This window comes from Nostoc sp., from assembly GCF_036917555.1.
Lineage (GTDB): Bacteria > Cyanobacteriota > Cyanobacteriia > Cyanobacteriales > Nostocaceae > Nostoc.
Genome location: NZ_JBALDD010000050.1, coordinates 58457 through 76914 on the forward strand (window position 1 = coordinate 58457; position 18458 = coordinate 76914).

The 18458-nt window shown below is 41.7% G+C and carries 16 protein-coding genes; 11 read left to right on the forward strand and 5 right to left on the reverse strand.

The features are described from left to right. The first annotated feature begins 45 nt into the window (after positions 1-45). The gene (locus tag V7K60_RS19805) at positions 46-1164 is read left to right on the forward strand and encodes a ferrochelatase (RefSeq protein WP_334927558.1); all 1119 of its coding nucleotides are present in this window, start codon (positions 46-48) and stop codon (positions 1162-1164) included. Positions 1165-1208: 44 nt separating this feature from the next. Here V7K60_RS19805 and V7K60_RS19810 read toward each other — a convergent pair whose 3' ends face one another. Continuing rightward, complete coding sequence (locus V7K60_RS19810; protein ID WP_334927560.1) at positions 1209-1754, reverse strand: NADPH-dependent FMN reductase; 546 nt, start codon at positions 1752-1754, stop codon at positions 1209-1211. A gap of 61 nt (positions 1755-1815) precedes the next feature. On the opposite strand from V7K60_RS19810, the gene V7K60_RS19815 reads away from it, so the two are divergent. From V7K60_RS19815 to V7K60_RS19830, 4 genes are all read left to right on the forward strand, one after another. Then, positions 1816-1992 carry a hypothetical protein gene (locus V7K60_RS19815; RefSeq protein ID WP_334927562.1) on the forward strand — a complete coding sequence of 59 codons (177 nt, stop codon included), beginning with the start codon at positions 1816-1818 and terminating at the stop codon, positions 1990-1992. 235 nt (positions 1993-2227) lie between these two features. Next, positions 2228-4117, forward strand: a complete 1890-nt coding sequence (gene ftsH, locus V7K60_RS19820) for an ATP-dependent zinc metalloprotease FtsH (RefSeq protein ID WP_334927564.1) — start codon at positions 2228-2230, stop codon at positions 4115-4117. Positions 4118-5073: 956 nt separating this feature from the next. Beyond that, the gene (locus V7K60_RS19825; protein WP_334927566.1) at positions 5074-5406 is read left to right on the forward strand and encodes a DUF433 domain-containing protein; all 333 of its coding nucleotides are present in this window, start codon (positions 5074-5076) and stop codon (positions 5404-5406) included. Further along, positions 5403-5684, forward strand: coding sequence for a hypothetical protein (locus V7K60_RS19830; RefSeq protein WP_334927568.1), 282 nt, complete (start codon positions 5403-5405; stop codon positions 5682-5684). The genes V7K60_RS19825 and V7K60_RS19830 overlap by 4 nt, the downstream gene beginning before the upstream one ends. Positions 5685-5853: 169 nt before the next feature. Here the strand turns inward: V7K60_RS19830 and V7K60_RS19835 are convergent, their stop codons facing one another. After that, entirely contained in the window at positions 5854-6063 is a 210-nt protein-coding gene (locus tag V7K60_RS19835; protein WP_334927570.1) for a hypothetical protein, read from the reverse strand. Positions 6064-6082: 19 nt separating this feature from the next. Here V7K60_RS19835 and topA point away from each other — a divergent pair, with 19 nt between their 5' ends. After that, on the forward strand, positions 6083-8251 hold the full coding sequence (gene topA, locus V7K60_RS19840; protein ID WP_334927572.1) for a type I DNA topoisomerase: 2169 nt from the start codon (positions 6083-6085) through the stop codon (positions 8249-8251). A gap of 67 nt (positions 8252-8318) precedes the next feature. Here topA and V7K60_RS19845 read toward each other — a convergent pair whose 3' ends face one another. Further along, the gene (locus V7K60_RS19845) at positions 8319-9437 is read right to left on the reverse strand and encodes a hypothetical protein (RefSeq protein ID WP_334927574.1); all 1119 of its coding nucleotides are present in this window, start codon (positions 9435-9437) and stop codon (positions 8319-8321) included. Positions 9438-9598: 161 nt separating this feature from the next. Then, the gene (locus tag V7K60_RS19850) at positions 9599-10114 is read right to left on the reverse strand and encodes a phosphoribosyltransferase (protein WP_334927576.1); all 516 of its coding nucleotides are present in this window, start codon (positions 10112-10114) and stop codon (positions 9599-9601) included. A gap of 48 nt (positions 10115-10162) precedes the next feature. On the opposite strand from V7K60_RS19850, the gene V7K60_RS19855 reads away from it, so the two are divergent. From V7K60_RS19855 to V7K60_RS19875, 5 genes are all read left to right on the forward strand, one after another. Further along, positions 10163-10387, forward strand: a complete 225-nt coding sequence (locus V7K60_RS19855) for a hypothetical protein (protein WP_334927578.1) — start codon at positions 10163-10165, stop codon at positions 10385-10387. After that, entirely contained in the window at positions 10368-11819 is a 1452-nt protein-coding gene (locus V7K60_RS19860; RefSeq protein WP_334927579.1) for an MFS transporter, read from the forward strand. The genes V7K60_RS19855 and V7K60_RS19860 overlap by 20 nt, the downstream gene beginning before the upstream one ends. A gap of 477 nt (positions 11820-12296) precedes the next feature. Then, complete coding sequence (locus V7K60_RS19865; RefSeq protein WP_334927581.1) at positions 12297-13295, forward strand: PleD family two-component system response regulator; 999 nt, start codon at positions 12297-12299, stop codon at positions 13293-13295. 453 nt (positions 13296-13748) lie between these two features. Continuing rightward, complete coding sequence (locus tag V7K60_RS19870; protein WP_334927583.1) at positions 13749-16058, forward strand: NACHT domain-containing protein; 2310 nt, start codon at positions 13749-13751, stop codon at positions 16056-16058. 613 nt (positions 16059-16671) lie between these two features. After that, complete coding sequence (locus V7K60_RS19875; protein ID WP_334927585.1) at positions 16672-17712, forward strand: chemotaxis protein CheB; 1041 nt, start codon at positions 16672-16674, stop codon at positions 17710-17712. An 8-nt stretch (positions 17713-17720) separates the two neighbouring features. Here V7K60_RS19875 and V7K60_RS19880 read toward each other — a convergent pair whose 3' ends face one another. Beyond that, positions 17721-18386 carry a LabA-like NYN domain-containing protein gene (locus V7K60_RS19880; protein ID WP_334927587.1) on the reverse strand — a complete coding sequence of 222 codons (666 nt, stop codon included), beginning with the start codon at positions 18384-18386 and terminating at the stop codon, positions 17721-17723. Positions 18387-18458: the final 72 nt, after the last annotated feature.

Sequence of the window (18458 nt, forward strand, 5' to 3'; positions counted from 1 at the left end):
TAACTTTATATCTCTCTGCACTCTGGTTATATTGAGGAACTCATTGTGGTTGCCACGCCGGAAAAAGTACAACACACCCACGAGCATCTATCAGGTAAAGACCGTGTAGCCGTACTGCTTATGGGCTACGGCGAAGTCGAAAGCTACGAAGATTTTGCCAACTATAACGAACAGGCTTTAAATCTACTGACAGCAAAGTTCGCACCAGTGCCAACTTGGATTTATCCCCCCCTAGCGAAACTTTTGGCGCTATTTGACCGCCATGAGTGGGGACACACACACCACGATTTTATCTCCCCACACAACGCCATCTTTGAGCAGCAGCGAGCTGGAATTGAGAAGAATTTACAAGAAAAATGGGGCGATAATGTCCAAGTTTTCAAGGCTTTCAACTTCTGCGCTCCTTTTCTACCCAATCAAGTCTTGGCAGAAATCAAAAACCAAGGCTTCGATAAGCTACTAATTTACCCACTGCTGGTTGTTGATTCTATCTTTACTAGTGGTATTGCGATCGAACAAGTTAACAATGCTCTGGTCGAGTTGACTGATGGTGAAGAACACTGGGTTAAAGCACAGCGCTACATTCCTTCTTTCTTCAACGAACCAGCCTATATCGATTTAATGGCTCATCTGGTTGAAGAGAAAATTGCTGAATTAGCAGCAGCTTATCTGCCTTCTCAAATCGGCATTGTGCTCATGAACCACGGCTGTCCCCATAAAGCTAAAGGCTTTACTTCTGGGATTGCCGAAAGTGAAGCAATGTACGATTTAGTTCGGGATAAGTTGATTAATCGCTATCCTTTAATCTCAGTGGGTTGGCTCAATCATGACACACCCTTAATTGATTGGACACAGCCAAACGCTGAACAAGCAGCAAATAACCTGATTCAACTGGGTGCAAAAGTGGTAATTTTTATGCCAATTGGCTTTGCCACAGAAAACCACGAAACTCTATTGGATGTACACCATATCATCCATGCTTTAGAGAAACAGCATCCTGGCACAAACTACGTGCAAATGGCTTGCGTTAACGATCATCCAGAATTCTTGGCAATGGTGGCGCAATGGGCTGATGCTCATATAGCAGAGTTGTTGTCAGAACAAAATTTGGCAGTTAATCCTCAACTTGCTGGAGATCACCATCATCACCATCATCATCATTAAGTTTTGAGTTTACGAGGGTGGGTCTAGCTTTGCCCACCCTACAATTAATTCACGCCCCGCAGCTTGCGAGTATTATCAACTAAACTCTGAGCAAATTGATCAAATCTTTGAGAGAGCTTCTCATCTACTAGTTTGCCTTCAGGACTGAAAGCACCCCAAGCTTGTCCGATCGCAATTTGTTCAGGGATAGACCAACAATGCACCCATCTGGTAATTAACCGTAGTTCGTTTAGAGCGTTGCTATTAGACTGACCACCCAAGACACTAATAAAACCTGTCACTTTACCTGACAATTGATCAAAGCTCATCAAATCCAGGGCATTTTTTAGGACACCACTAACGCCACCATGATACTCAGGTGTCGCTAAAATTAATCCATCAGCCTGACTAACTGTATCTTGCAACCGTTGAACATCTGGATACTCTGGATACTCCTTTGCGCCAGTGCAAAATGGTAGCTGCAACTGCCGTAAATCGAGAATTTCTACCTCTGCACCTACAGCTTCAACCCTTTGCGCTGCGACTTGTAAAGCAAGCTGGGTATAAGAGTTGGGTCTTAAACTACCACTAATGCCAATAATTTTCACCATAATTAACCTACAAACTATTAACTAGCTACTATCACCAAATTTCTTAAAAAGCGGAATCGTTATGACTATGTTTATCTTAGCGATTTATGGTGGAATGTGTCAAATTAATATCTACTGGGGAAGCAGGGGAGCAGCACTTCTCTACGAGACGCTGCGCGTAGCTTGCTTCCACGTTCGCGTAGCGTCCCGTAGGGAAGTGGTACGGCTACGCTCAATGACCGAGGAAAAGTTGCAGTAAGTTTTTCCCCCCCGCCCCTGTGCCTTTTGTGCCCAATGCCCAGTCTTAAACAGCTACATAAATCTAGATAACCCTCGCTCAACTTTATGTAATAGCCTGAAGAAACTTGGGAATGCTTTTGTGTGGAAGTTAGACTAGATAAGAAAAGTGTAATTTCCAGTTATTACAATTTTTGATAGAAGAATAGGCATAAAACCAGCGCTTAACTTGTGCCACCAGACAAAGGGTAATTATTATGACAAATTTGGGAAAAAAAACATTGAGAAAAAGGCAGTCCTCAAAGCGTGTTGCTTGGTTTGGTGCAATCGCTGCTAGTTTGATTATGTTGCCAGGAATTTTCGCAAGTACTCCTGTGATGGCACAAAAAGCAGAAACCACCTCGCTAAATTATGGCGACTTGATCAAGAAAGTGAAGGCGGGAGAAGTCGAGAAAGTAGAGCTTGACGAAACCGAACAGCTAGCAAAGGTTTATCTCAAGGGGCAAAAAGATAATACACCACCGCAACAGGTGAGACTTTTGGCGCAAAACACAGAGTTAGTCAACATTCTCAAAGACAAGAATGTTGATTTTGGCGAAGTTTCCTCCGCTAACAGTCGAGCTGCTGTTGGACTGTTGATTAATTTGATGTGGATTTTGCCACTGGTGGCTTTAATGCTATTGTTCCTCCGGCGCTCTACTAATGCTTCTAGCCAAGCGATGAATTTCGGCAAATCCAAAGCTCGCTTCCAAATGGAGGCAAAAACTGGAGTGAAATTTGAAGATGTTGCCGGGGTTGAAGAAGCTAAAGAAGAACTCGAAGAAGTTGTGACTTTTCTGAAACAACCAGAAAGATTTACTGCTGTAGGCGCACGGATTCCCAAAGGAGTGCTGTTAATTGGCCCTCCTGGTACTGGTAAAACTTTACTAGCAAAAGCGATCGCAGGTGAAGCGGGTGTACCATTCTTCAGTATTTCCGGTTCAGAATTTGTGGAAATGTTCGTTGGCGTGGGTGCATCTCGCGTGCGCGACCTTTTCAAGAAAGCCAAAGATAATGCCCCTTGTCTAATATTTATCGATGAAATTGACGCAGTAGGTAGACAACGGGGCGCTGGTATCGGTGGCGGTAACGACGAGCGCGAACAAACCTTGAACCAACTGCTCACCGAAATGGATGGTTTTGAAGGTAACACAGGCATCATTATTATTGCTGCCACTAACCGCCCAGATGTTTTAGATACAGCATTACTCAGACCGGGACGTTTTGACAGACAAGTGATGGTCGATCCACCCGATCTCAAAGGGCGACTGGAAATTTTGAAAGTCCACGCGCGGAATAAAAAAATTGATCCTAGCGTATCATTAGAAGCGATCGCTCGTCGCACTCCTGGTTTTACTGGCGCAGACTTAGCCAACTTACTCAATGAAGCTGCCATTCTCACAGCTAGGAGGCGCAAAGAAGCTGTCACCCTTTTAGAAATTGATGCTGCTGTAGACCGAGTTGTTGCAGGTATGGAAGGTACCGCCTTAGTAGACAGCAAGAGCAAGCGCTTGATTGCCTATCATGAAGTTGGACACGCTTTAGTAGGCACATTGCTCAAAGACCATGACCCTGTGCAGAAAGTTACACTCATCCCACGGGGACAAGCACTCGGATTAACTTGGTTTACTCCCAACGAAGAACAGGGGTTAATTTCCCGTTCCCAACTCAAATCGAGGATTACTGCTACTTTGGGTGGTCGCGCCGCTGAGGAAATAGTTTTTGGCAAGCCAGAAGTGACCACAGGTGCAAGCAATGATTTGCAACATGTAACAGGGATGGCACGGCAGATGGTGACACGCTTTGGGATGTCAGAATTAGGCCCATTGTCCTTGGAAAATCAAAGTGGAGAGGTATTTTTAGGACGTGACTGGATGAATAAATCAGACTATTCTGAGGAAATTGCTGCCAAAATTGATTCACAAGTGCGCGAAATTGTTAGCAATTCCTACATTAAGGCCAAAGAACTGTTGGAAGAAAACCGTGTCGTTTTGGAGCGTTTAGTAGATTTGTTAATAGAACAGGAAACAATTGAAGGTGATGCATTCCGCAAAGTTGTTGCTGACAGTACCCAGGTAGCCGATGCACAAGTGGCTGTACCTCATTAGGGAACACTTGACACTCCCTAGTACACTGTGGCGGAAGTTTGCCTACCTTTAACAAGAGGATTTACGCTGTGCTGTACTAGTGAAAATCCAAAGATTCAGATTCCCGACTTTTTGAAAAAGTCGGGAATTTTCTTGAACAAAACTCACAAGTGCGATCGCAAACCGTCTCCATAAGAATAGCTTGGCGCAGACAGGATTAATTCTCGCTAATTACTACTGTAAGTCAACCTGGTAGAGAAAGAGGAAGTGCGCTCGCGATTAAAGGTGATGAGTGCGATCACCTGATTTTACGTTGATGCCTTGAATTTTGTTCGCCAATTTTATATCTTTTATTATGAAGTTTTAACTTTGTAGGATGCATTGTCGCTTACGTTACGCATTGGGATAAATGGTACATTACGGCAAAAATACTTCTTGTCGCTATTTATTATTAATCTGGTGCCGTAAGACACTATACTTAATACTTAGATATCCTATAAAGCTTCTTAGTTTAAATTGCTCACACCAATACTTGTAGCTTAATATCGGGTTATAAAATATTCATTTGTATACTCTTTATTAAATGGAAACTTCCCCGAAAGCATTGCCAAAACGTTCCATTACTCTTACTGGAACAAGTTTCTGGTGAGATCGCCTTCTATCTTGCCAACAAAGTATGACGGCTCGGCTACTTTTTTGGATTAAATTGTTGCAGGTTACAATAATAAATAACTACATGCCGACAACAGTATATGAAGTTCAATGTAATACTTGATCGCGATGAAGATGGGGTTTGGATTGTCGAGTGCCCCCAGTATACCTGGTTGTATTAGTCAAGGTCAGACAAGAGAAGAAGCCCTCGAAAATATCAAGGACATGTAGACGCGTAGTCACTTGTCGCCAGACATTGCAGCTTGCCTTCAAGTCCGTGCAGAACTTAGTTTACCGCTCACTGAGGAGACGCATCAATCAGTCTTATGAAAGTAGCACCGACTTTAACAAAGCAATATATCGAACAACGAGGTGAAGGATACTGGCTCGTAGAGACACGTATTTCTCTCGATTCAATTGTATACGCTTTCTTAAATGGAGAATCCCCTGAAAGCATTACCCAAAACTTTCCATTACTCTCGCTGGAACAAGTTTATGGTGCGATCGCCTTTTATCTTGCTAACCGAGAGCTAGTTGATGCGTATTTAAAGGAAAGTCAGACAAAGTTTGAGAAACTGCAACAGTCTTTTAGAGAAAAGAATCCGCTTCTGTATCAGAAGTTAAAAATTGCTCAAATACAGAAGCAAAGCAAAGTATGACAGCAGTGCGATTTCAGGCAGATGCCGATCTTAGGCAAGCGATTGTTACTGGTACAATACGTAGACAACCTGATATTGACTTTCAATCAGCTTATGCAGCATTGCTTGAAAGCAAAAAAGATCCAGAGGTATTAGCAATAACAGCACAGAATGGCAGAGTTCTTGTGACCCATGATCGTAAAACGATGCCTGCTGAGTTTGGCGTAATTCATAATGTCACAAACTACTTCTGGAGTTTTGATTCTTTCGCAAAATATGTCAATCAGTCACGCAATTGAAGCACTTATTCTCGTTTGGGAAGCTTCTACGGCCGAGGAGTGGGTTAACCACATAATGTCTATTCCCTTCTGAAAAACTGAAGGATGCAAGGTGAGTATGCAAGTGCGATCGCTTGACTGTTTTTTTGGGTTAAATGGTCGCAGGTTACAATAATAAATAACTAAATAACTACAACCCTAATTTAAGTAGGTTGTTGAGGTTAAAACCATAGTAGTTGAGCCAGTTGCAACGGCGATCGCTTTGGAGGAGTATCGCGTTAGGATGATTTACCTCTAAACCGAGTTGAGCAATTTCCCAAGCTTTTTGGTACAGTATTCTAGAAAATCCAGATGACGAAGATAGGTGATCGCTGATTGCAATTGCCAGTTTATTGCTCAAAATCTAGAACGCAGTTGCTATGATCAAACGCCTGCTTGTGGTAGAGTCTCCCGGAAAAGTCAAAAAACTCAGTCAAATTCTGGGTTCGGATTGGAAAGTTCTCGCCAGTTGTGGCCATATCCGAGAACTCAGCAATGAAGGGGACGATTCCTTGGGCTTTGTCATGGACGGCAGTAATGTCCGGTGCAACTACGTCCCACGTGACCAACGAGCGAAGGAAACAATCCAGAAGCTCAAGTCTGCGGTGAGGCAGGTTGATGAAGTTGTCTTAGCAACTGACCCAGACCGGGAAGGTGAGACAATCGCTTGGCATCTTAAAGAAACACTGGGTTTAAGAGAACCGAAACGAGTAATTTATACTGAGATTACAGCATCGGCGGTACAGAGTGCGATCGCTAATCCCAGAAAGCTAGACCAAAATTTAATCGGTGCAGGGCTGTGCCGAGATTGCCTAGACAAGTTGGTGGGTTATAAAGGTAGCCCTTTAGTTTGGGCATTGAATAACGGTGCTAAGAGTGTTGGCAGAGTCCAAAGCGCGACGTTGCACCTAATTTGTCAGCGAGAAAACGAAATTCTGGCGTTTGTCCCCCAAGATTACTGGAGTGTCTGGGTAGATTATGCTGAAGGATTCCGGGCTTTTTACAAAGGGACGGTCGATTCTGCAAAAGATGCAGCAGAGCAAGAAACTGAAACTCATGATGACGCAAAGGTAGGTAACAGTCCAGAAACACCGGAATCTAAGCGTGTTCTTTCCGAAGCAGAGGCTACACGTTTGGTTGAAGAAGCACAGCGACATCCTCATCAGGTGATTCATTTTGAAGGAAAAATCGTTAATCGCCAGCCACCTCCACCATTTACAACTTCCAGCCTTCAGCAAGCAGCCGGTTCAAAGCTGAGGTTTGCTCCTGATAAAACCATGATTGTTGCCCAAAAGCTGTATGAAGCAGGGCTGATTACATATATGCGAACAGACTCAGTAATGCTGAGTCCAGAATTTTGTGCCAGCGCCCGTAAATGGTTAGAGCAAAATGATCCGCAGAATGTACCGCTGCAAGTCGCCAAGCATCGTAGTAGCAAATCGGCTCAAGAAGCACATGAGGCGATTCGTCCAACAGATGTATTTCGTCCCTCAGTTCAATTGCGCTTAGAACTTCCTGATGATGAGTTTAATCTGTATGTGATGATCTGGAAACGGTCAATTGCTTCTCAGTGTCGTGCTGCTCAATTGCGTAAAACTCTAGTGATTACTCAGTCTGGTTCCCTACTGTGGTCAGCCAGAGGGCAAGTAATTGAATTTTACGGTTATGCCCGGTACTGGAACAATCTCAGCAAGGATAGTGTTTTACCTTCATTACAACAGGGACAAGCATTGAAACTGGAAAATGCTGGACATGAAAAGAAGCAGACGCAGCCACCACCCCGTTATAGTGAACCAAAATTGGTGCAATTGATGGAACGTAAAGGAATTGGTCGCCCAAGTACCTATGCTCCGACTGTTGCTACCTTAAAAAAACGAAATTATGTCGAGTTGAAAAAAGACCATCTGCAACCGACAGCATTAGGGTTAGAAGTTGATGCGTTTTTGCTCAAAGCACTGCCGGATTTACTAGAGGCGGAATTCACAGCGAAAATGGAGGATGCCCTTGATGCAATTTCTGAAGGAAAAAACTTTTGGCAGCATTATTTAACTAGTTGGAATCAGAATTACTTTTTACCAGCGCTCTCTAAAGCTAAAACTGTAGTTGCGAGTTCCTCAACAGGAAAAGCTAATGTGATAAGTGAGCGAAAATATGAAACTTCCAAGACTCGATGCCCTGAGTGCAAAAATTTTCTCGCCAAAATTCCGAGTACTAAGGTTAAAAAGAAATATTTCCTCAAATGTACAAAAGGCTGTGAAAATCTCGTGCTGTTTTGGAGCGACTTTAACAAAACTTGGCAGCCACCACAAACTAAAGCAGTCCAGACTGAGAATCAACAAAAGCCTCCCGTAAAGATGACGGCATATCCCTGCCCGGTATGTAAGAAACCTTTAGAAGAGTATAGTTATATCAAAGAGGGGCAGAGTAAGACAATGTTGCGATGTTCTGACTCACAATCACGTAAGGATACCAAACATAAAGATGTGGCTTATTTCAGTACGCAAAAAGGGTGGTGGAGTCCTAAGTTTGGGGAGATATCAAAAACTTAACTAAAGCTATCCTGCTCATTTTGCCCCTAGACAAAGAAATTTGAGTTTTACTTGATAACAACTTTAACTAGCCAAGTTTGATACCGTGTTGGTTGAGTAGATTTATCAACAATTTTTTAAATATACCAATTAGGATACCAATAAGAGGAGTAGGAACAGTTAGGAGATATCGGCGGAAAGTTTTGACATCGAAGGGCCAAACGGGCAACTCATCGGTCATAGTGTATAAAGTGCGTAGTTGCTGAATTTTTTCAGATTTTTTCTTGAAAGCTTCTGTGTCTTCAGCCAGACTGGTATAAATCCCTGAATAATCTGCTCGGAACTGACGAGCAATTTTATCTAAAGACTTTTCTTTAGCTCTTTTCATACCGCTATTTGCTGCCAGCAATGGCCCAAAAAAACATCCCATTGATATAAAAATATACAATGGAACTACCAGATGAACAAACCAGAATCCTTTTCCAACATCTTGTGTAATCACCTGATACTCAATTACGCCAATCCAGATACCCAAAACAGCAACTAGATAGGCAGTTCTAAGCGAGTAATCACTCAGACATCGAAGACCACCACAGCGATCGGGATGAAGAGGATTTATATCGAGATCCTTGTTTCCTAAAATTCGATAGAAAATCCAAATATTTGTAATCAAATTAAGGACAAGTATACTACCCATATATACGACTGCAAATGTGGCGATCGTAATGGCCAATCCTGGCAGAAAACTAGAGCTTGTCCAACTATCTTCTAATCTAGGTCTGATGAGAAAAACAATAGTGCTGAAAAAGAGAGCGCTGACAAGTGCAGAAAGTTTGCGCCATTTTTGGGAATAGAGGTTAATAACAAATTGATCGATCTGAAATTTGTCTATTTCTAATACATCAGATTTTTCCAGGTCTTGAATTACTTTATCGATTGCTTGAAAACTCCACAAGTAATATCCCAATGTTACTGGATTAATGAAAAGTCCTACTAACCAGGGAATCCAATCTTTAAGCAACCCCATCTGCCCCTGCTTAGACCATAACGTATTACTTATCAATGCAGTAAACAAATAAACTCCAATAGCAGTAACTGCTGCCAACAGTCCAAAAGTTAGAGGAGAAAGACGAAATTTTTCAATTACTTGATACGCAACAGGATCAAATCGGTGAAGGTTTCGTTTGTGCGAAATATCGTTTGTCATTCTTTCTTTAACAATGAGTCAGGTAAATAACACCATACATACTTAGAGGTAAATGTGCCAATTTTGGCAAAATATAATAAATCTGGTCAGCCAAAAAAGCTCGCTCCATAACCTTTTTGAATTCTTAATTTTGAATTCTGTGTAGGGGTACTAAGTATTTATCAACACGGACTGACCTTAGTGGCAAGTTCTGCGATGTTGATCTGCTCGTAGTATTCAAAGGGTTGGTGAATCCAGGGGTTGTCAGCTAAGTAATCTACATAATGATCGGGTGCTATAACTGAACAAGCTTTATACCAAAGAACGGCAGTGCGAATTTCCTCAATTTGGGAATCACTATTTTGTTTGAGCCAAGGTATAGTCTGTTGCAGTGTTACCCCAGAGTCTACTAAGTCATCTACTAAGAGAATGCGCGAACCTAACTTTTCGGCAGTCATCGTTAAGTGGCGAGAGAAAATTAAATTACTTCTTTCTTGCTTACCAGTGCCACTGTAAGATGATGTTGCTAAAATTGCCAGTGGTTGCTGGTATATACGGGAAAGAATATCTCCAACTTGTAGTCCTCCTCTGGCAAGACAGATAATTTGGTTAAATTTCCAACCGGATTCATAAATCTGAATAGCCAGTTGTTCAATTTTTTGGTGATAATCTGACCAAGAAACATAAAGGTCTGGCATAAGTCTGACGGGAGTGGTAGATGGCTAGTATTGAAGGCGATGTATACGATGGTCACTGAGCGGCTGGTGAGCATCTCGGCTTCGCTCGATGGAGCCGGAGTCGAACCATGCCGTACCACTTCCCTACGGGACGCTACGCGAACGTGGAAGCAAGCTAGCAAGAGCGTCTGTCTGCGACACGCTCTTCGCGTTCGTAGAGAAGTGCGGGCTATGCCTACACAAACTTTTTATTTTAGTATGAGTGCAAGTTATTATGAACGATTCTGGTGCTGATGGCGATACCCAACGAAATCCTAAGAGTGAAAAACTCGACTTAAAAACCAAGCTGGCTTACGGTGCAGGAGATTTAGGCCCGGCAATTACTGCAAATATCTCCGTCTTTTATCTGCTGATTTTCTTTACCAGTGTCGCTGGTATCCCTGCGGGTTTAGCTGGCACTATTTTGATGATTGGCAAAATCTGGGATGGCGTAAATGATCCGCTTGTCGGGTTTTTGACTGATAAAACGAAATCTCGTCGCTGGGGCCGTCGTCTTCCCTGGATGTTTTATGGAGCAATCCCTTTTGGAGTTCTCTTCTTTTTGCAGTGGATTGTACCGCAATTTAATGCAAATCAGAGTGAGAATATTTGGCCGCTGTTTTGGTATTACGTAGCAATTGGGGTGGTATCTCAGGCGTTTTACACGGTTGTGAATTTGCCTTATACGGCGATGACTCCAGAACTAACTCAAGATTACGATGAACGCACTAGTCTTAACAGCTACCGTTTTACATTTTCCATTGGTGGCAGCATTCTGTCATTGATTTTAGCGCTAATTATTTTTTCTCAAATTAGCGATCGCCAACAACGATATCTTGTTTTAGCAGCAGTTTGTACTGTAATTTCAATTTTAGGATTATATTGGTGCGTTTTTGGAGTCCGCGATCGCATCTTGGCTTTTGAGGCCAAACGCATCCAAACTGAAGAACCTGCATCTCTCCCCTTTTTTGAACAGTTAAAATTTGTCTTCAGCAATCGACCTTTTTTATTTGTCATTGGTATATATCTTTGTTCTTGGCTAGGTGTGCAGATTACAGCCAGCATTATTCCCTATTTTGTAGTCAATTATATGGGTCTAAAAGAATCAGATGTGCCCCCAGTGCTGATTGCAGTCCAAGGAACTGCCCTATTGATGCTATTTGTCTGGGGGGCGCTGAGTAAAAAAATCGGCAAAAAACTTGTTTATTTTCTGGGAATGAGTTTATGGATAATAGCAGCCGCCGGACTATTTTTCTTACAACCTGGTCAAATAGTTTTGATGTATGTGATGGCTGTCATGGCTGGTATTGGTGTATCCACAGCTTATCTAATTCCCTGGTCGATGATTCCAGATGTGATTGAATTAGATGAACTCCAAACCGGACAACGCAGAGAAGGCATTTTTTATGGCTTCATGGTTTTGCTACAAAAATTTGGTTTAGCTTTCGGGCTGTTTTTGGTAGGAAATGCTTTGCAAGTAACCGGTTTTAAAGAATCTGTAGCCGGAAGTCCAATACCGATGCAACCAGAATCGGCACTGTTTGCTATTCGCGTTGCTGTTGGACCCATACCGACAGTTTGTTTGATTTTTGGCTTAATTTTAACGTATTTTTACCCAATTACCCGCGAGATGCACGCTGAAATTATGCTTAAACTCAAAGAACGGCAAGAGAAGAGGGAGAGTTAAAGGAGCAGGGAAGCAGGAGGTTTTAGAAAATCATTCTCTTTAGAGCCAAAAGGGTTCCAGAGCAACTAAATATTATTTATGAAAAATAAAAAACTGCCGCAGGGCTTTGTTGGGTTGTACTTTGCTTAACCCAACCGACAATTTTTCACAAAGCCAAGCGTATTGAGACATTTTTTTAAGCCATCGAGTTCGATGGCTTGGATAACCTTTTGACGAAATCGTTAATAAGTTTTGTAACAAAAACAAACTTAATTAACTTATCTAAAACATATAAAACTTATACCAATACATCATTTCAAACAGGCATCTGTCATAGTTAAAAACTACAGTTAAAAAAAGCATATATATTGTTAACTCAAAAAGTTTGGTTGTCTCAACAGATATTGTTTTAAAGTAAAGGATATTTTATCCTAACTAATAAGCAAAATGGTAACTGAAAAATAAGTGTTAAAAGTTTTTTATAAATATGTAGAAAGTATGACTATTTACAAAAGAGTGTGTTGTAAAAGCAATAAAGAAACAAAAATAATAAAAACTGTAATTAAAGCAAATGAAATTTTAATTTTAATTATTGATGATGAAGTATTTAACCGCAAAAGATTACGACTTTTTCTAGAAGAAAAGGGTTATAAAATAGTAGAAGCTCAAAGTGGTGCAGAAGCATTAAGTATTTTTGAAAAACAGCGGCCAGATATAGTAATACTCGACATCATTATGCCAGATATGGATGAGTTTGAGTGTTGCCTTCAGTTGCAATCTTTAGATTGTGGTAAATGCACCCCTATTTTAATGCTTGCAGAGATAGAAGATGAACAGTCAGTTGACCGTGCATTTGAAATGGGTGTAATAGACTATTTTACCAAACCGATTCACTTGCCAATCTTGGGACAACGAATAAAACGGATAATTGAGCAATATAAGTTACAGGAAAAACTCATTGCTAAGAATTTAGAATTGCAACGATTAGTTCTTATCGATGAATTAACGCAAGTAGCTAACCGAAGACGATTTGAAGAGTATTTAGCTCAAGAGTGGCAGCGCACAGCAAGAGAGCAACAGCCTTTTTCTTTGATTATCTGGGACGTTGATTTTTTCAAATCTTACAATGATACTTATGGTCATCTTGCGGGCGATCGCTGCTTGAAAGAAATTGCAAAAACTATCAAAAATTTTCTAAAGCGTTCCACAGACCTAGTTGCCCGTTATGGTGGAGAAGAATTTGCTGCGATATTGCCTAACACAGATGTGGAGGGGGCAACATTAGTAGCCCAAACAATTTGCTCTGCTGTTCGGACACTGGCAATTCCACATAGGAATTCATTAGTAAGCAATCATGTCACCTTGAGTGCTGGGCTTGCTACAGTGATTCCTATACCTGGTTCTGATTTTGAACAAATAATTCTTGCGGCAGATCGGTCGTTATATCAAGCAAAGGCAGCAGGACGGAATCGTTTTATGCATAATAGTTATCACTAAATAATCGGCAATTGAAAGATTTATCGGCGTTTAACTAATAATTAATAACCATTTTTATCTGAATATTTATAAATTTTAAAGATAAGTAATTAACCGATCAATTTTGGTTTCATTTCTCTTCCTAGAAACTAGCAAGATTAGGCTAACTTTATAGACAAGCATATAGAAGTGCTATAATAACCGTGAGTACGCAATCAATTGTAAATTTTATACTTGCAACAGGGCTAGAGTTTCTAAGTATATAAAGATTTCCTAATATACAGGAATAGCAGTTAAAAATAACACTAAAACCAAGCAGGTTTAACAGAGATGCCATTATCAAATATTAGCTTAAGATGCTTTAAATAAAGCATTAGCATTTAAAAACAGCTAATTTACTTTCTAAGTAGTACTGAAAATGTATGTTATCAAATGTCAATTTTAATAATTCTAATTCAACGTGTGTAAGCTCCTATGGTCAAGCGATCGCTCCAGGGATCACTTATTGGGATTCAAGAAGCCAAAAAAGCGTTCGCTCATAAGGGGTGGACACAAGACAATTTGGCTTTTGAAGTCAACTTAAAGACTCGCCAACCAATTTGGCGGTTTTTTACTGGGCGTCCGGTTGAGCGTCATATCTTTATAGAAATTTGTTCTGTGTTGTCGTTGAATTGGCGCGAAATTGCGGCTAATCCTCCAGAAGAATTCCCTGAATCAAAAGAACTTGGTGCTGAATTTTTAGATATTGATGCTCTAGTCCAACAAGTGCGATCGCAACGCTTTGACAAAATTCAAGACCAGTGCGGCACTTTGCAGTTATTAGATGTTAGTCACCCCGTTACAATAGACGATATTTACATCGATCTCAACATTTTGGAGGAAATTGCCAGCTTTCAGTGGTTAGAGTTTGCTGACTTGCAAAACTTTACATCAAAAGAATTTGATCGCTTTGGTTTAGGTGAAGTATCCCAGAGACAAATCACCGGGATTACGGCAGTTGAAACTTACTCAAAGCTGCGGGTGTTGGGTAAACCGGGAGCAGGTAAAACCACTTTTTTGCAACATCTGGCGATTCAATGCAACCGAGGGAGATTTGCTGCAAATCGGGTTGCCATTTTTGTCACCTTAAGAGATTTTGCGGACGAATCTATAGAAGTGGGGGAGTTCAATTTACTCAACTATATTGGCAAAGAATTCCTCACCTGTGGCATTTCAGATCCATCTGTGCTGGAAACTTTGTTGTTGTCAGGCAGAGTGTTGCTGTTGCTGGATGGATTAGATGAAGTGCTACATCAACAGAACATCGGTGTCGTCAATAAGATTCGCAAATTCTCTGAAAAGTATCAAAAGAACATATTTGTTGTCACCTGCCGCACGGCAGCTAAAGTTTTCAACCTCAGACGCTTTACAGATGTTGAAATTGCCCCGTTTAGTCAAGACCAAATTGTTGCTTTTGCTCAGAAGTGGTTTACAGCACTCACAAAAACGAACATCCAGGATAAACAGGAACAGGCAGTTGAGTTTATTGAAAAACTAGATTTACCCGAAAACTTACAATTTCGGAGACTTGCCGTCACTCCTTTGTTTTTGCATCTCGCCTGCTGGGTTTTTCATTACCAGAACAAATTCCCAATCCAAAAAGCTGCCTTTTATAAGCAATGTTTAGATCTCCTCCTGGGCAAATGGGACGAAACTAAAGGAATTGAGCGGGATGAAGTATACCAAGGTTTTTTATTACCACAAAAGCTGAAGTTGCTGAGTCAGGTTGCTAGCACGACATTTGAGCAGGGTAATTACTTTTTTGAACAACGCATTGTTGAACAATACATTAGTGATTATATCGGTGATTTGCCCAATGCTTCGACGGAGCCAGAAGAATTGCAATTAGATAGTGAAGGCGTACTTCAGGCAATAGAGTTGCAACATGGATTACTAGCAGAACGAGTCCGGGGGATTTTCTCTTTCTCTTCTTTAACGTTTCAAGAATACTTGACTGCTCGACAAATCGTCGCCAATCATAATTTACAAGCATTAGAACAACCGTTAGAAGGTCTGGTGAGTCATATTACTGAACCCAGGTGGCGTGAAATCTTTTTGTTAACGGTTGCGATGCTGCGAAGTGCAGATTTCCTGGTGCAGTTGATGAAGCAACAAGTTGATGCCCTAGTGGCTGAAGATCCATATTTGCAAAAATTTTTAACTTGGGCAAATAAAAAGTCCCTTACCGTTCCTCCCCAGCCTGCTGCAATTCGTGCATTTTACCTTGCCTTGGCTCGAACTCCTCACCTTACCTCGCAGTTTGCCCTCGCCTGCATCCTCGATCAAGGTATTTTTTTGGACGCGGCATTAGATAACCTAGTAATGAAATGCACTATTGACTGCAAATCTAATTTTGCCAATGTTCATGCTTGTGACGATGCTCTAAGTAATACTTTAGCGATTGTTCAAGATGCTGGCTTACATCAAACTTTACAACAACTTAAAGACCTACTGCCCGATCCAAAGCAAAGTAAAGAAAAATTTCAGACGTGGTGCCAAAAAAGTTACCCCGCCTGGATGGAGCAATTAAAGGCTATGTTAGCCAAGCATCAAAACATTCAGCATCACTGGCACTTCAGCCCTGAGCAACAACAAGTATTGCAACAATATTACGATGCCAATCAGTTGCTTATCGATTGCCTTAATAGCAACTGTGAAGTAACAGACATTGTGCGGCAGGAGATTGAAGCCAGTTTGTTGTTGCCGATAAAAGAACTCTCCAAGCGAGAATGGCAGGGATTGTGATCAGGGAGGGGGGGAGAGGGGATATATTTTAGAATGCAACAATGAGGCTTTAAACTCCATTAATGAGTCTTTGATATTCATTAATGAAGCTCGGAACTCCATTAATGACCCTTTGATATTCATTAATGAGGCTTTGATATTTATTAATGAGGCTCGGAACTCCATTAATGACCCTTTGATATTCATTAATGAGACTTATATTATGTCTGCTTGATTACTTATAGGATTTATGCAAAATAATGAAAAAACGAACTGCAAAGGACGCATTCGCGCAGCGTCTTGTCAGAGAAGGATACAAAGAAATAAGAGTTTCAGAGAGTTATTGCGTAAGTCCTAACTTATTAAACCCGAATCACCCCACCTCGCCAAAGCTACGCTTCGTCTCCCCTCCAGACAAATATGTTAACCGAACCGTATTAAGGGTGTAATGACTAGGGGAATCATAACTAATTATGCAGGCATGATGTTATACCATTTCTTTGTGAGGCTGCGCCAAACCCTTTTCTTTCCTATACTTAAATATGGTTTAACGCATCTTCATACAGAAGATGTTTAATTATTTAGAAGAGATAAATAACATTGCCCTGCTTTTGTTCAATAAAAAAAGGTATCTATGCTTGAACACAACATTATTGTTATTGGCACTTCCGCAGGTGGACTCAAAGTGCTGGGCGCAATCTTGGGCGCTCTGCCTGCTGACATTAATGCCGTCCTCTTCATTGTTCAGCACCTCGCACCAGATCAACCCAGCATTCTCCCCCAAATTCTTACAGATGTAGGCTCTCTCCCAGTATCTCACCCGGCAGATGGAGAGTCAATTCAAACCGGGCGAATCTATGTCGCACCGCCCGATTATCACCTGTTGGTCAATCAAGGCTTGATGCGTGTCGTGCGCGGGCCTCAAGAAAACCGCTTTCGCCCCGCGATCGATGCGTTATTTCGTTCAGCCGCCCGCGCTTATGGTACAAGGGTGGTAGGTGTGGTACTTACTGGCTATCTTGATGATGGCACGGTGGGCTTGCAGGCAATCAAAAAACGGGGCGGAGTGGCGATCGTTCAAGACCCAAAGGAAGCAGAATATCCCAGCATGGTAAAGAGTGCCTTGCGGTATGTGAAGGTCGATTACTGCCTGCCGCTTGCAGAAATCCCAGACTTGCTAGTGCAGTTGTCAAAGGAACCCGCCGCCAACGAGGAGGCATACCCCGTGACCGAAGAAATCGAAATTGAATCCAAAATTGCTGAACAGCAGATGAATACCCAAGAGCTTTTGGAGAATGTAGAAGCGATCGGGACTCGAACGACTTACACCTGCCCTGAATGCAACGGCAGCATCTGGCAAATTGGCAAAGGAGAGCCGCTACGGTTTCGCTGTCACATAGGGCATTCTTTTACAGCTAGTGTGTTCCTGTCAGAGCAAACTCAGAATCTCGAAAATGCGCTGTGGTCGGCTGTGCGGGCAATGGAGGAAAAGGTTACATTCTCCCGTCAAATGGCAGAACGGATGAGAAACTACAATTTGGCTAATGCCGTAACAAAATATGAGGATCATGCAATGAATTTGGATAAAGAGGTGTCTTTAATTCGAGATATCATTCTCAACGGCTTTGCCACGAAACGAACCATTGCCATAATCGAGGAAGATCAGCTGGAGTAGTTATAGGCTCACCCTTGGGAAATAGCCAATTGTTGGCAAACACTGTTGTCAAGCTTTTGAACAATTTGTTGAATGGCTGCGAGGTCGGTATAACAGTTAGCAACATCAATAAGGTTAGTACTGGTCATCGATCGCAACCCGACCACTTCAACCCGAACTCCTTGACTAGCAATGGTATTCACCACATAAGCAAAATCTCCATCACCGCTGACTAACACAGCTGTATCGCAATGTTGAGCCAGCCTGACCATATCCACCGCAATTTCTACATCCAGATTGGCTTTTTTGGCATTATTCCTCAACTGTGTCACTGCTTTAGTAATGACGCGGAAGCCGTTGTGACGCATCCTCTGGAGAAACCCTTGCTGCTTCTCGTTCGTCGGATCGTAGCCCGTGTAGAAAAAAACGTGAACCAGGTAATCTCTAGCTGTCAAATAATCCAACAGTTTGATGTAATCAATTTCAATATTGAGGTGTGAAGCTGCATAAAACAGATTCGAGCCATCAATGAAAACAATCACTCGACCGCGATCGCCTTGATTGGGGATGCAGTTTTTATCAACAGTAAGTGGATGGGTCGCTTCAAGCGTGGTATCTGTAAAACCGGATTTTTGATTAGATACCTTCTGAGTTGCTTTTCCTAAAATCTTTTTCTTATTAACAGTATCTGCCACTTAGAACTCCTTGATGAGGTGGCGAGAAAAACTCTCTTTGTTTATGAATTTTTCTGCAATATTAAAGCTTTT

Bases quoted from the DNA above. Each gene is read 5' to 3' on its own strand.
- V7K60_RS19855 (WP_334927578.1), top strand. From the start codon at position 10,163: ATGGTCACTGAGCGGCTGGTGAGCATCTCGGCTTCGCTCGATGGAGCC.
- V7K60_RS19810 (WP_334927560.1), bottom strand. From the start codon at position 1,754: ATGGTGAAAATTATTGGCATTAGTGGTAGTTTAAGACCCAACTCTTAT.
- V7K60_RS19875 (WP_334927585.1), top strand. From the start codon at position 16,672: ATGCTTGAACACAACATTATTGTTATTGGCACTTCCGCAGGTGGACTC.
- V7K60_RS19845 (WP_334927574.1), bottom strand. From the start codon at position 9,437: ATGACAAACGATATTTCGCACAAACGAAACCTTCACCGATTTGATCCT.
- V7K60_RS19825 (WP_334927566.1), top strand. From the start codon at position 5,074: ATGAAAGTAGCACCGACTTTAACAAAGCAATATATCGAACAACGAGGT.
- ftsH (WP_334927564.1), top strand. From the start codon at position 2,228: ATGACAAATTTGGGAAAAAAAACATTGAGAAAAAGGCAGTCCTCAAAG.
- topA (WP_334927572.1), top strand. From the start codon at position 6,083: ATGATCAAACGCCTGCTTGTGGTAGAGTCTCCCGGAAAAGTCAAAAAA.
- V7K60_RS19830 (WP_334927568.1), top strand. From the start codon at position 5,403: ATGACAGCAGTGCGATTTCAGGCAGATGCCGATCTTAGGCAAGCGATT.
- V7K60_RS19815 (WP_334927562.1), top strand. From the start codon at position 1,816: ATGACTATGTTTATCTTAGCGATTTATGGTGGAATGTGTCAAATTAAT.
- V7K60_RS19870 (WP_334927583.1), top strand. From the start codon at position 13,749: ATGGTCAAGCGATCGCTCCAGGGATCACTTATTGGGATTCAAGAAGCC.
- V7K60_RS19860 (WP_334927579.1), top strand. From the start codon at position 10,368: ATGAACGATTCTGGTGCTGATGGCGATACCCAACGAAATCCTAAGAGT.
- V7K60_RS19850 (WP_334927576.1), bottom strand. From the start codon at position 10,114: ATGCCAGACCTTTATGTTTCTTGGTCAGATTATCACCAAAAAATTGAA.
- V7K60_RS19865 (WP_334927581.1), top strand. From the start codon at position 12,297: ATGACTATTTACAAAAGAGTGTGTTGTAAAAGCAATAAAGAAACAAAA.